The 12814-nt window shown below is 56.8% G+C and carries 11 protein-coding genes and 1 pseudogene; 3 read left to right on the plus strand and 9 right to left on the minus strand.

The features are described 5' to 3' along the window. The 9 genes and pseudogenes from ACIQU2_RS08455 to ACIQU2_RS08495 all read right to left on the minus strand — a co-directional run. A pseudogene (locus ACIQU2_RS08455) lies at positions 1 to 249 on the minus strand (cytochrome o ubiquinol oxidase subunit I); the annotation flags it as partial. 3 nt (positions 250 to 252) lie between these two features. Continuing rightward, on the minus strand, positions 253 to 1197 hold the full coding sequence (gene cyoA, locus ACIQU2_RS08460; protein WP_283183047.1) for a ubiquinol oxidase subunit II: 945 nt from the start codon (positions 1195 to 1197) through the stop codon (positions 253 to 255). A gap of 827 nt (positions 1198 to 2024) precedes the next feature. Next, positions 2025 to 2534, minus strand: coding sequence for a disulfide bond formation protein B (locus ACIQU2_RS08465; RefSeq protein WP_347803121.1), 510 nt, complete (start codon positions 2532 to 2534; stop codon positions 2025 to 2027). 190 nt (positions 2535 to 2724) lie between these two features. Beyond that, positions 2725 to 3501, minus strand: a complete 777-nt coding sequence (locus tag ACIQU2_RS08470; protein ID WP_347803122.1) for an ABC transporter substrate-binding protein — start codon at positions 3499 to 3501, stop codon at positions 2725 to 2727. Positions 3502 to 3810: 309 nt separating this feature from the next. Continuing rightward, positions 3811 to 4263: a molybdopterin synthase catalytic subunit MoaE gene (gene moaE, locus ACIQU2_RS08475; protein ID WP_046045949.1), complete on the minus strand. Its 453-nt coding sequence runs from the start codon at positions 4261 to 4263 to the stop codon at positions 3811 to 3813. A 3-nt stretch (positions 4264 to 4266) separates the two neighbouring features. Then, positions 4267 to 4509, minus strand: a complete 243-nt coding sequence (gene moaD / locus ACIQU2_RS08480) for a molybdopterin converting factor subunit 1 (protein WP_347803123.1) — start codon at positions 4507 to 4509, stop codon at positions 4267 to 4269. Next, positions 4506 to 4979 carry a cyclic pyranopterin monophosphate synthase MoaC gene (moaC, locus tag ACIQU2_RS08485; protein WP_033061025.1) on the minus strand — a complete coding sequence of 158 codons (474 nt, stop codon included), beginning with the start codon at positions 4977 to 4979 and terminating at the stop codon, positions 4506 to 4508. Before moaC ends, moaD begins: the two co-directional genes overlap by 4 nt. A gap of 140 nt (positions 4980 to 5119) precedes the next feature. Beyond that, positions 5120 to 6514, minus strand: a complete 1395-nt coding sequence (locus ACIQU2_RS08490) for a PhoH family protein (RefSeq protein ID WP_129438280.1) — start codon at positions 6512 to 6514, stop codon at positions 5120 to 5122. Positions 6515 to 6850: 336 nt separating this feature from the next. Next, positions 6851 to 7975 (minus strand): polysaccharide deacetylase family protein, encoded by a 1125-nt coding sequence (locus ACIQU2_RS08495; RefSeq protein WP_347803124.1) that lies wholly within the window; start codon positions 7973 to 7975, stop codon positions 6851 to 6853. A 232-nt stretch (positions 7976 to 8207) separates the two neighbouring features. Here ACIQU2_RS08495 and yaaA point away from each other — a divergent pair, with 232 nt between their 5' ends. From yaaA to alg8, 3 genes are all read left to right on the plus strand, one after another. Next, positions 8208 to 8987, plus strand: a complete 780-nt coding sequence (yaaA, locus tag ACIQU2_RS08500; protein ID WP_347803125.1) for a peroxide stress protein YaaA — start codon at positions 8208 to 8210, stop codon at positions 8985 to 8987. Between the two features lie 805 nt (positions 8988 to 9792). Then, a complete protein-coding gene (locus tag ACIQU2_RS08505; protein ID WP_347803126.1) occupies positions 9793 to 11109 on the plus strand; it encodes a nucleotide sugar dehydrogenase in 1317 nt (438 codons plus the stop codon). Between the two features lie 210 nt (positions 11110 to 11319). Beyond that, positions 11320 to 12801 (plus strand): mannuronan synthase, encoded by a 1482-nt coding sequence (gene alg8, locus ACIQU2_RS08510; RefSeq protein ID WP_403139969.1) that lies wholly within the window; start codon positions 11320 to 11322, stop codon positions 12799 to 12801. Positions 12802 to 12814: the final 13 nt, after the last annotated feature.

Below are 12814 nucleotides of genomic sequence, written 5' to 3' on the forward strand. Positions count from 1 at the left end.
CAACTGGGTACGCATCATGATGGCGTCGGCAAAACCGCGCAGCAGCATGACCATGGCAACGATGATGTACATCACGCCGATTTTCTTGTGGTCGACCGAGGTCAGCCACTCGGACCACAGGTAGGTCCACTTCTTGAAATAGGTGATTGCAGCGAACAGCGCCAGACCACCGAGCGCGATCATGGCGATGGTTATCATCACGATCGGTTCGTGGAACGGGACCGCTTCCCAACTTAATTTACCAAACATCGTTTACTCCTCTGCCCCGGCAGCTGAATGCGAACTCATGTCCATCCCTTCCATGGCGGCCATTTCGTGCTCTTTCTTCTCGTGGTGCATCGGCTTGCCCGGTTTCATGCCTTCGTACTTGTCGACGATGATCTGGAACAGGTTCGGCGTGACCGAGGAGTAGAGCTCGACTGGGTTGTTCTGGCTTGGCTTGGAAAGGGCTTCGTATTCAGCTTTTTCAAGCTGTTTAGGTGCCTTTTTGACTTCGCTGACCCAGGCGTCGAAATCTTCCTGAGAGGTGGCGATAGCTTTGAACTTCATACCGGTGAAACCAGCGCCGCTGTAGTTGGCGGAGATACCGTCCATTTCAGCGTTCTGGTTGGCGATCAGGTGCAGTTTGGTCTGCATGCCGGCCATCGCGTAGATCTGGCCGCCCAGCGCCGGGATGAAGAACGAGTTCATCACGGAGTCCGAAGTCACCTTGAAGTTGATCGGCGTGTGCGCCGGGAACACGATCTTGTTGACGGTGGCGATGCCTTGTTCCGGGTAGATGAACATCCACTTCCAGTCCAGCGCGACCACTTCAATGGTGATCGGCTTGACGTCGGACTCCAGCGGCTTGTAAGGATCCAACGCGTGGGTCGACTTGTAGGTGACATAACCCAGAGCAATGATGATCAGCACTGGAACAGCCCACACCGCGATTTCAATCTTGGTGGAGTGCGACCATTTTGGCGTGTAGACGGCGTCGGTGTTGGACGCGCGGTATTTCCAGGCGAACAGGAAGGTCATGACGATGACCGGAACCACGACCAACAGCATCAGCAGCGTTGCGGTGATGATCAGGTTTCGCTCGTCCAGGCCGACCTGGCCCTTGGGATCGAGCAAGGTCATGTTGCAGCCTGACAGCAACAACGTGCCGATCAGCGGCAATAAGCCTAGTAGTCTGGGGTACCTGTTTTTACTCATCTCACGACCTCTAAAGCAGCTTGCGCAATGCAGTTGGGTTTTGATCGCCAACACTTCACCCTGCCAAGGGTTGGCATTTTTCTTGGATTGAATAAGTGGCTGCCCGTCGCGCGTCAGACGCTGTTCGACAAATCCTGGGCTAGCGTTGAGTTCTTATTCGAATTCGTGGGCAAAGGCCTTGTTACAGACCAATTCCATTTGGTGCGGATAATTGGAAGGCACCGACACCTGGGAGTCGCATGAAGCCAACGGGCCTCTCGACGCCCTATTGCTGCTCATGCACCTGAGTAAGGGTGAGCAGTGCCGGGAATTCAGTGCGGGCGATTGTAGATATGTAACGTTCTATAAACCATGTCTCATCCCGAAATAATTTTTATCCATTCCAGCAACAATCATTAACGGTATTTGCAAAAGTGCGCCATGGTATCGAAATTCATTCTCAACAAAAACACCAAAAATTGTAGGTCTACCTCAGGCAGTTCAGACAGTATCGAAGGCTCTGCACCCTCCTTCGACCCTGCCAAAGCCCCCATGTGACAAGGGCTTCGGCAATTCGCCAGGGCCTGTTAAAACTGCATGTTCCGGATTTTTGAGACTGAAGTTGCCGGACGCTAAAACAGGCCAGTTTTGTTGCGTAGCCATGTACCAATTCGGCGCCTTGAAATGCCTTGCGACACTCCTGCTGTGACAACATGTCGCACACGTGCCGCCCCCATACTTGTCGCGCATCAAGGTCATTTTACCTGCGCCCTGAAATGCAAAACGCCCCGGCCCCCTCAACGAGGGCCGGGGCGTTTTTTCGTGTGGCAGCGATGCGGCGGATGACTTCAGCGCAGGGCTTTGCGATTACGCGACGTGAGCAGCGGCACCAGCACCACGATCAGCACAAAAGCTAGCAGCGCCCATTGTGCAAGCGACAGACCGAGGATCGGCGGGTACGGCGTGGAGCAGAAGCCGTCGACCTGGAAGCCCAGCGGGAAGATCTTCGCCAGTGGCAAACCGTCGACAATCGGTTGCAGCACGTCGATGCCGCAGCTGACCGCCGGATAGAACTGGGTATAGACGTGATGCCCGGCCACCCCGACGCCTGCAATGGCGCAGATCACCACCAGGGTTTCAAATACCGTGATGCTGCGGCGGGTGCGCATGACCGCGCCGATGAACGCGAAGAGCGCGATCAGCAGCAACGCATAACGTTGCAGGATGCATAGCGGGCATGGCGCCTCGCCCAGAACAATTTGCATATACAGCGCGCCACCGATCAGCGCCAGGCAGATGATACCCAGCAACACCAGATAGCGCCGTTCACGGCCCAACCGCATCGTTTCATCGCTCATTGCGTTTCCCTTCTAAATATCGATTGCCCAGAAGTCTACACGCTGGCCCTGACCTTTGAGAGTCCGGCGCGCACAGCGGGGTATCGGGGAATAGACGACGAGCCGGTTAAGAAGGGATTAACTTTGAAGCATTTTTCAAAAATCGGAACCGCGCGGGGGCTTTCAAAAGAAAGCCCCCTCCAGCATTTGATCAATCGCCGTAGATATCAGACTTGAAGTACTTCTCTGAAATCTTCTGGTACTCGCCACTGGCGCGAATGCCGTCGATGGCTGTGTTCAGCTCGGAGACCAACTCAGTGTTGCCCTTGCGCACCGCAACCCCGGCGCCCTCGCCCACGTATTTCGGATCCTTGAGCTCCGGCCCGACAAAGGCATAGCCTTTGCCACGGGGCATCGTCAGGAAGTCATTCAGTGGAATGGTGTCGGCAAAAATGGCATCGAGGCGACCGGCTGCCAGATCCATGTAGATCTCTTCGTTGTTGCCGTAACGCTTGACGTTGATACCCTTCGGCTCAAAAACCTCGGTGGCGTAACGGTCGGTGGTGGTTGCGCGCTGCACGCCGACAGTCTTGCCCTTGAGGCTGGCGTACTGGTCATCCACGACCGCGCCGTCCTTCATCACCAGACGTGATGAGGTGAAGTAATACTTGTGAGTGAAATCCACGGACTTCTTACGGTCTTCGTTGATGGTCATGGACGACAGCGCCATGTCGATTTTCTTCACTTTAAGGGAAGGAATCAGACCGTCGAACTCACCTTCGACCCAAACGCACTTGACCTTCATCTGCGCGCACAGGGCATTGCCGATGTCGTAGTCGAACCCGACAATCTCACCTTTATCGGTTTTGGACGCGAACGGTGGATAAGCCGCTTCGATGCCGATGCGCAGGGTTTTATCGGCGGCGAACAGGCTGCTGCACGCCAACAGGCTCAGGGCCAGACCGGTGATGAGGGGGAATTTCTTCATGTTCGTTCTCTCGCGGGTTGTTGTTGGTTTGGCAAGACAGAAGAAAGAGCAGAAACGGGGGAAGTGCTTTTTTGTACTTGTAATTCCATACTGGACTTTTATGTATAGGTCGTCAATCAGGGCGATCGAGGATGTGCGGGCCGGTGGTCGGGCGGTGGGTCTTTGGGATTTTTGGTGTTGCTGATGACCTCTTCCCGGGCAAGCCACGCTCCCACAGGTTTTTGTGTTGTTCACGTAATGTGTTCCCGACACAAAAACCTGTGGGAGCGTGGCTTGCCCGCGAAGGCGTACTTGCAGACACCGCAGGAACTACTGCTTCCAGCGATCCGCCGCCGCATGATCGCTGTCACGCCCTTCAACCCAACGCGACCCGTCAGGGGTGTTTTCTTTCTTCCAGAACGGTGCGCGGGTTTTCAGGTAGTCCATGACAAAGGCACAGGCATCGAACGCGGCCTGGCGGTGGGCGCTGGCGGCGCCGACGAAGACGATCGGTTCACCTGGTTCCAGGGCGCCGATGCGATGCAGCACTTCAAGCTTGAGCAGCGGCCAGCGCTGCTCGGCCTCTGTGGCGATCTTGGCGAGGGCTTTTTCGGTCATGCCCGGGTAGTGCTCAAGGAACATCCCGGCGACGTCGAGTCCGTCATTGAAGTCGCGAACATAGCCGACAAAACTCACCACCGCACCGACGCCCACATTGGCTGCATGCATGGCGTTGACTTCAGCACCCGGATCGAACGCCGTGGATTGCACGCGAATCGCCATGGCTCAGCCTCCGGTCACGGTCGGGAAAAATGCCACTTCATCGCCATCGCTCACCGGCTCATCGAGCTGGCACAGGTCTTCGTTGCGGGCGCACATCAGGTTCTGTTCACTCAGCACATCGGCACCGTCGCGGCGGGCCAGCAGCGCACGCACATCGTCGACCGTGGCGAAATCACCTTCAACCTTCACCGAGTCCACGCCGAGCGCCTCACGGTAACGGGCAAAAAACTTCACGGTGACGTTCATGGTTGATCCGCCTGGAAATGGCCGCTCTTGCCGCCGAGCTTCTCCAGCAGCCGCACGCTTTCGATAGTCATGCCGCGATCCACGGCTTTGCACATGTCGTAGATAGTCAGCGCCGCGACGCTGGCGGCGGTCAGGGCTTCCATCTCCACGCCGGTTTGTCCGGACAACTTGCAGCGCGCCACGATGCGCACGGTGTCGTCGCCTTCGGCACTGAGCTCGACCTTGACGCCGGTGAGCAGCAGCGGATGGCACAGAGGGATCAGATCGCTGGTTTTCTTCGCGGCCTGAATGCCGGCGATACGCGCCACCGCGAACACATCACCCTTGGGGTGACCGCCGCTGACGATCATCTGCAGGGTTTCGGGCAGCATGCGTACGAGGGCTTGGGCCGTTGCTTCACGGAACGTCACGGCTTTTTCAGTGACGTCGACCATATTGGCGCGACCTTGGGAATCGAGATGAGTCAGCACAGGGATACTCCTGATCAGGAGCACCGATTGTAAACCTGCGGGTCAAAATTCCGCACGTTTGATTATCGGGTCACCACAGGGTTATGTGTTGGGCATAAAAAAACCGGGCGACCTGTGAGGCCGCCCGGTTTTGATGAGGGTTACAAATGCGATTCGGCGTATTCGGCCAGAATCGAACGTGGCACCCCTTGCAGGGTGATGTGCACACCGTTGGGGAAATCCTTGAAGCGTTCTGTCAGGTACGTCAGCCCGGAACTGGTCGCGGACAGGTAAGGGGTGTCGATCTGCGCCAGGTTACCCAGGCACACCACTTTTGAACCGGCGCCGGCACGGGTGATGATGGTTTTCATCTGGTGCGGCGTGAGGTTCTGGCATTCATCGATCAGGATCAGACTCTGCTGGAAGCTGCGACCTCGAATGTAGTTGAGGGATTTGAACTGCAACGGCACTTTGCTGAGGATGTAATCGACACTGCCATGGGTGTTTTCGTCATCCATGTGCAAGGCTTCGAGGTTGTCGGTGATGGCGCCCAGCCAAGGCTCCATTTTTTCCGCTTCAGTGCCGGGCAGGAAACCGATCTCCTGGTCCAGACCCTGCACGCTACGGGTCGCGATGATCCGGCGATAGCGTTTGCTGACCATGGTCTGCTCGATCGCCGCCGCCAGTGCGAGGATGGTTTTACCGGAACCTGCTGCCCCGGTCAGGTTGACCAGGTGGATATCCGGGTCGAGCAAGGCGTACAGCGCCAGGCTTTGATAGATGTCACGCGGTTTCAAGCCCCAGGCTTCCTGGTGCAACAGGGGTTCCTGATGCAGGTCGAGAATCAGCAGCTTGTCTTCCTCGATCTCCTTGATCCAGCCGACAAAACCCTGTTCGTCGATGATGAACTCGTTGATGTGCACCGCCGGCAGGTTGTCGATCAACTGCACCTGGTGCCAGGTGCGGCCATGATCCTGACGGGTGTCGACATTCCTCACACGGTCCCAGAAGGAGCCGGTCATGTTGTGATAACCGTTGGGCAGCAGCGACACGTCGTCAACCAGTTGGTCGGTGCTGTAGTCCTCGGCCGCAATCCCGCAAGCCCGGGCCTTGAGGCGCATGTTGATGTCTTTGGTGACCAGCACCACGGGCAGTTTTGGTTCGCGCGCGTGCAGGTCGATCAACTGGTTGATGATGATGTTGTCGTTCAGGTGCTCGGGCAGAATGATGTTCGGTTCGGCACGTTTGCTCATCAAAATTGACAGCAAACCCTTGGGCCCACTCTTGCCGCGCTGGATCGGCACACCGAGTTCGACATCTTCGGGGCTGGCATCGCCCAAGGTCTTGTCGATCAGGCGAATCGCCTGACGGCATTCTGCAGCCACACTGTGATGCCCGCTCTTGAGCTTGTCGAGCTCCTCAAGCACGGTCATCGGGATGGCGACGTGGTGTTCTTCGAAGTTAAGCAGGGCGTTTGGATCGTGAATCAATACGTTGGTATCGAGTACATAAAGGATTGGCTGGTTGGAGGAAGAACTACGTCCGTGATCATCCATACTCGGTCACCTTTGTGGGAGCCAGTCGACGCAATACCGTGACAGTGCTGCGCCTCGAAGTGGCCACCGAATTCACCTGCGAGGATTCAAGTGAACTGCACACAAATTGGGGTCTTGGAAGACGCCACCTGTCTGCAGGTTTCGGCGGTCTGTCTTCGTAATACTCCAAAACCTGTGACAGAAAAAAGTACTTTGACGTTTTTTTGAAGTTTATTTTTCAGAGTGACCAATAGCACTAGGCGGATTGCCATCACCCCGTTAAAGTCGGAAGTCCGCCTGCACCGAATTCTCGCCAAAAATCGCCCACCGCCCAATGTTTACGGACTTTCGTCGTTTTCAGCGAAACGCGTCCTGACAGTCTTCCCAGCCGATTCCGCTTTGCGCCGTTTGCGTGATGAGCCAGGGCATCGCCGTTTTCAGCGCATCCTGCTTCACGTTGAAGTTGATCACCCCGTGGCGCCACAACAACATCAGGCTCAACACCCGTTGCGCGCTCTGATTGGCTTTTAGCTTGCCGGCACCATCCTGGGCATCGATATCCCACAGCGCCACCTGCAAGCCCTGGGATTTGAAGAATCCTTCAGCGTCAGACCGACGCTGACCATCGGGCGGCCGAAACAATGGCACGTAGTTCTCGGGCAGTTTGCTTTTGACCAGTTCGACGCTGCGTCGCACCGAGTCCTGCCAGTCCTGCCAGTGGCTGTGGGAGCGAAATTCCCAGCCTTGCGCGCCAATGCACTGCTTCGAGTACGTCGCTTGCAGGCTGGCTACCGAACGATCGGCCAGACGGGCCTGGATGTCCTTGCCGAGGACGAAGAACGTGCCACTCATGTTCGACTTGCGCAGGTATTCCGTGGCCCAGGCGGTGTTATCCGGCGCGGTATTGGCGGCACTGTCGAAGGTCAGCAAAAACAGCCGGTCATGCATCTGATCGCCGTTGCGCTCATAGTCGCCAAAACGATCGACTTCGCTGCTGGTTTGCGGAAACAGCGCTGCCTTGCGCAATTGCTCGTCCAGGTACTGGGCGTGGAACAGTCGGCTCGGCTCGGCCCACTTTATGTAGTAGCTCTCATCGCTGACCTGAAACTTGGCGGCTTGCTGGCGCAGGGTGTCCATGTCCTCGACCAGGAAACAGAAGGAGGCATCCTGATCGCAGCTCTGCTGGGCGTAGTTGTAGTTGGTCAGCAGTCGCTGCCACATGCGCTGGCGCAGGTAGTTGATCGATTCCAGATTGACCGTGCGCAACCCCAGGCGCTGGGCAAGGCTCACTTCATCCAGGGATTCGCTGGCCAACAGGACGTGAGCGAACATGAGTATCTCGGCCCGTGACGCCACATCAAACAGGGTCGGGCTGTTGAGCTGTTCAGGCCAGGTGCTGCGATCCAGCGTCGCCACATCGCCTGGCGCCGCCATGGCACCGAAGCTCAACAGCCAGGCCGAGAATAGAAAAACGATACGCAATGGGATGTCTCCATAACAAAACCCGCGCGGCACTATATCGCGGGAAGATCAAAAGATCGCAGCCTCGCTTCGCTCGACAGCTCCTACAGATGTACGCACACCGTAGGAGCTGTCGAGCGAAGCGAGGCTGCGATCTTGTTCCATGACACCACCGATCACCTATGACGCTCATAGCTGGAGTCAACACGGACAACCCCCTAGAATCGCCCCCACGATTAAAGGAGACGACTTCATGCTGATGGTGATTTCCCCCGCCAAGACCCTCGATTACGAAACACCGCCGGCGACCCAGCGCTTCACCCAGCCACAATACCTCGACCATTCCCAGGAGCTGATCCTGCAATTGCGCGAGCTGGCCCCTGCGCAGATTAGCGAGTTGATGCACGTCTCCGACAAGATCGGCGGGCTCAACGCCGCGCGTTTCGGCAGTTGGACGCCCGCGTTCACTCCGGAAAATGCCAAGCAGGCACTGCTCGCCTTCAAGGGCGACGTCTACACCGGGTTGAATGCTCAAACTTTCAGCGAGGCCGATTTCGATTACGCCCAGCAGCACTTGCGCATGTTGTCCGGCCTCTACGGCTTGCTGCGCCCGCTGGACCTGATGCAGCCGTATCGACTGGAGATGGGCACCAAACTGGCGAATGCCCGTGGCAAGGACTTGTATGCCTTCTGGGGCACACGGATCAGCGAATGGCTCAACGAAGCCCTGGCCGATCAAGGCGATGACGTGCTGCTGAACCTGGCCTCCAACGAGTACTTCTCGGCGGTCAAACGCAACGCCCTGAACGCGCGCATCATCAATACCGAATTCAAGGACCTGAAGAACGGCCAGTACAAAATCATCAGCTTCTACGCAAAAAAGGCCCGCGGCATGATGAGTCGCTTCGTTATAGAAGAACGCATCAATGACCCGGCAGCCCTCAAGCAGTTCGATGTACAAGGCTATCGCTACAGCGCCGAGCAGTCTAAACCGGACAATCTGGTGTTCCTGCGCGATCACGCGCCGGAGTAAGCACCCAATCGGTGCGCGCCCCATTAACGGGTCGTGCGCCGACGTCCGATCGCCCAACAATTCCCCGCTCAATTCGCCACCTTACTGGCGTCAGAAAACAATCATTCGCTTTTCTAACTTTAGTTTCACTCGACATTGATAATTTTTTTCAGTAGTGGCACTTAATTTTTTTATCGGTAGTGGCACATAACTATCTAACCCGATAATAACCCTATGTATCAAGGGTCAAACAGCCGTTGCTATCAATATGAGAGCAGTGCCATCTTTTCCAATATTTCAAAAAATTTCAGCATTCGCGATGGGCGGACTGGAACTATGTCCAAATGCGTAGCTCATACCACCGGTAACCATTCTCTCGGCGCCTGTACGAGATAACTTACGCAGAGAAGAGATTCACGTAGCAAAGTTGTCACATTAACTTTTGCGAACGTGCCCCTGATTTGGGCAACACATGAAGGACAGGAGATAATCATCAAAAATATCCCCTGCAAGGAAGGCTGAGCCCCTATAAACGTGCTCACCTGAGCACCCAACCGCTTGATTTACGGGCTTCCGCCTGGCATTGAGCGCGCAAGACCTTTGCACGAATGTCTTCTGATTAGAAGATCTGCTGCATAACAGGGCACGCCATAACAATAAAAGCCTAGTTGCGCACCTTTTGAGTGAACTTATTTAGACACTCGGAACTTATATGCCTGCACGCGGCATTGTGACGCCTTTAAGGCGCACTTCCGAGTGCACTACGACCGCTGAACACCATTAACTCCGGCCATGTAATGGCTTGATAAACACAGAGGTAATTGCGATGCGCATCAGCATATTTGGTTTGGGTTACGTCGGCGCAGTATGTGCCGGTTGCCTGTCTGCACGGGGCCATGACGTCGTTGGCGTCGATGTTGCCAAAGACAAAATCGATATGATCAACGCCGGTAAATCGCCGATCGTTGAACCGGGTCTGGGCGAGCTTCTGCAGAAGGGTATCGAGACGGGCAAATTGCGCGGCACGACCAACTTCGCCGAGGCGATTCGCGACACCGACCTGTCGATGATTTGCGTCGGCACGCCGAGCAAGAAGAACGGCGACCTGGAGTTGAACTACATCGAAGCTGTGTGCCGCGAGATCGGTTTTGTCCTGCGTGACAAGACCACCCGTCACACCATCGTGGTTCGCAGCACCGTACTGCCAGGCACTGTGGCAAACGTGGTGATCCCGATCCTCGAAGACTGCTCCGGCAAGAAAGCCGGTGTCGACTTCGGTGTTGCAGTGAACCCTGAGTTCCTGCGTGAAAGCACCGCGATCGCCGATTACGACCTGCCGCCAATGACCGTCATCGGCGAGTTCGACAAGGCGTCGGGCGACGTTCTGCAATCGCTGTACGAAGAACTCGACGCTCCGATCATCCGCAAGGACATCGCCGTGGCCGAGATGATCAAGTACACCTGCAACGTGTGGCACGCCACCAAGGTGACCTTCGCCAACGAGATCGGCAACATCGCCAAGGCCGTCGGCGTCGATGGCCGCGAAGTGATGGAAGTGGTCTGCCAGGACAAGACGCTGAACCTGTCCCAGTACTACATGCGCCCTGGTTTCGCGTTCGGCGGTTCCTGCCTGCCGAAGGACGTTCGCGCCCTGACCTACCGCGCCGGTTCCCTGGACGTGGAAGCACCACTGCTGAACTCGCTGATGCGCAGTAACGAGTCCCAGGTGCAGAACGCCTTCGACATCGTCTCCAGCCACGGCAAACGCAAAATCGCCCTGCTGGGTCTGAGCTTCAAGGCCGGTACTGACGACCTGCGCGAAAGCCCGCTGGTTGATCTGGCGGAAATGCTGATCGGCAAGGGCTACGACCTGAGCATCTACGACACCAACGTCGAATACGCCCGTGTCCACGGTGCGAACAAGGATTACATCGAGTCGAAGATCCCTCACGTCTCGTCCTTGCTCAACGCCGATTTCGACGACGTGATCAACAACTCCGACGTGATCATCCTTGGCAACCGTGACGAGAAATTCCGCGCCCTGGCGCAGAACGCTCCACACGGCAAGCAAGTGATCGACCTGGTCGGTTTCATGTCCCAAGCCACCAGCGTGAGTGGCCGGACTGAAGGCATCTGCTGGTAATGCGGTCGTAGGAGCTGTCGAGTGAAACGAGGCTGCGATCTTTCCAGGTCCACTTGAGTTTCAAGCGAAAGATCAAAAGATCGCAGGCTTCGCCAGCTCCTACAGGATTTCTGGCGTCATCCAGACCGGATGTCGCCAGTTTTCGTAAGCCTGCCTTAACCCCATCGGGCCACCCCACAGGCTCGCCCGAGATAGAGACGGATGCAGATTATGCACAGGCTAAAGCACGGCCTACTTCAGGTCGCCGGTTGGCTGTTTTACTTAAGTATTTTGATGGGCATCGCCATGGCGTTGCCTGCGTCCACGTTCGACTCCGAGTCGAAGGACTTCATCCTCCTGATCGGTATCGTCGGTATCTGGCGCTACTCGATGGGTGCTACGCACTTTCTGCGCGGCATGCTGTTTCTGTACGTCGTCTACCCGCACCTGCGGCGCAAAGTGCGCAAGCTGGGTAAAGCGGCAGACCCGTCCCATGTGTTTCTGATGGTCACCAGTTTTCGTATCGACGCGCTGACCACCGCCCAGGTTTACGCCTCGGTGATTCGCGAAGCGATCGACTGCGGCCTGCCGACCACCATGGTCTGCTCCATCGTGGAAATGTCCGATGAGAAGCTGGTGAAAAGCCTTTGGGCCCGGATGAACCCACCGGCTCGCGTCAAGCTCGACTTCGTGCGCATTCCCGGCACCGGCAAGCGCGATGGCCTGGCCTACGGTTTCCGCGCCATCTCCCGCCACCTGCCGGACGACCGCGCAGTGGTTGCAGTGATCGATGGCGACACCGTGCTCGCCGAAGGCGTCGTGCTCAAGACCGTGCCGTGGTTCCAGCTGTTCGGCAATGTCGGCGGCCTGACCACCAACGAGTTCTGCGAAGTGCGCGGCGGCTACATCATGAGCGAGTGGCACAAACTGCGATTCGCCCAGCGCCACATCAACATGTGCTCGATGGCCCTGTCCAAGCGCGTGCTGACCATGACCGGGCGGATGTCGGTATTCCGCGCCACTGTGGTGACCAACCCGGACTTCATCGCCGACGTGGAAAGCGACTCGCTGCAACACTGGCGCCTGGGTCGCTTCAAGTTCCTCACCGGTGATGACAAGTCGAGCTGGTTCAGCTTGATGCGGCTGGGCTACGACACGTTCTACGTGCCGGACGCCGCCATTCACACCGTGGAACACCCGCCGGAAAAAAGCTTCATCAAGGCCAGTCGCAAACTGATGTTCCGCTGGTACGGCAACAACCTGCGGCAGAACTCCCGCGCCTTGGGCCTGGGGATGAAACGTCTCGGTCTGTTCACCTCAGTGGTGCTGTTCGACCAGCGTGTGTCGATGTGGACGTCGCTGCTGGGCCTGACCGTCGCGATCATCGCCACCATCAAGTACGGCGCCGCGTTCATCCTGGTTTACCTGCTGTGGATCGGCATTACTCGTCTGATCCTGACCGTGCTTCTGTCTTTGTCCGGTCACACGATCGGCCCGGCCTACCCGGCGATTCTCTATTACAACCAGATCGTCGGCGCGCTGGTGAAGATCTACGTGTTCTTCCGCCTCGACCAACAGTCCTGGACTCGCCAGCCCACTTCCCTGACCCGTGATCTCGCCAGCTTTCAAGGTTGGTTCAACACTTGGTCGTCTCGGACCATGACCTTCTCCGCCGGCAGCATCTTTGTTGCTGTGCTGCTGATGATGGTCTGACCGAACTCGCCTG

It is taken from the genome of Pseudomonas sp. NPDC098740 (genome assembly GCF_044760065.1).
GTDB classification, from domain to species: domain Bacteria; phylum Pseudomonadota; class Gammaproteobacteria; order Pseudomonadales; family Pseudomonadaceae; genus Aquipseudomonas; species Aquipseudomonas rossensis.

What these genes read in the sequence shown, in the direction of transcription:
- alg8 (WP_403139969.1), top strand. Translation starts at nt 11,320, where the DNA reads ATGCACAGGCTAAAGCACGGCCTACTTCAGGTCGCCGGTTGGCTGTTT.
- ACIQU2_RS08490 (WP_129438280.1), bottom strand. Translation starts at nt 6,514, where the DNA reads ATGGATGATCACGGACGTAGTTCTTCCTCCAACCAGCCAATCCTTTAT.
- moaE (WP_046045949.1), bottom strand. Translation starts at nt 4,263, where the DNA reads ATGGCGATTCGCGTGCAATCCACGGCGTTCGATCCGGGTGCTGAAGTC.
- yaaA (WP_347803125.1), top strand. Translation starts at nt 8,208, where the DNA reads ATGCTGATGGTGATTTCCCCCGCCAAGACCCTCGATTACGAAACACCG.
- ACIQU2_RS08470 (WP_347803122.1), bottom strand. Translation starts at nt 3,501, where the DNA reads ATGAAGAAATTCCCCCTCATCACCGGTCTGGCCCTGAGCCTGTTGGCG.
- ACIQU2_RS08465 (WP_347803121.1), bottom strand. Translation starts at nt 2,534, where the DNA reads ATGAGCGATGAAACGATGCGGTTGGGCCGTGAACGGCGCTATCTGGTG.
- ACIQU2_RS08505 (WP_347803126.1), top strand. Translation starts at nt 9,793, where the DNA reads ATGCGCATCAGCATATTTGGTTTGGGTTACGTCGGCGCAGTATGTGCC.
- moaD (WP_347803123.1), bottom strand. Translation starts at nt 4,509, where the DNA reads ATGAACGTCACCGTGAAGTTTTTTGCCCGTTACCGTGAGGCGCTCGGC.
- cyoA (WP_283183047.1), bottom strand. Translation starts at nt 1,197, where the DNA reads ATGAGTAAAAACAGGTACCCCAGACTACTAGGCTTATTGCCGCTGATC.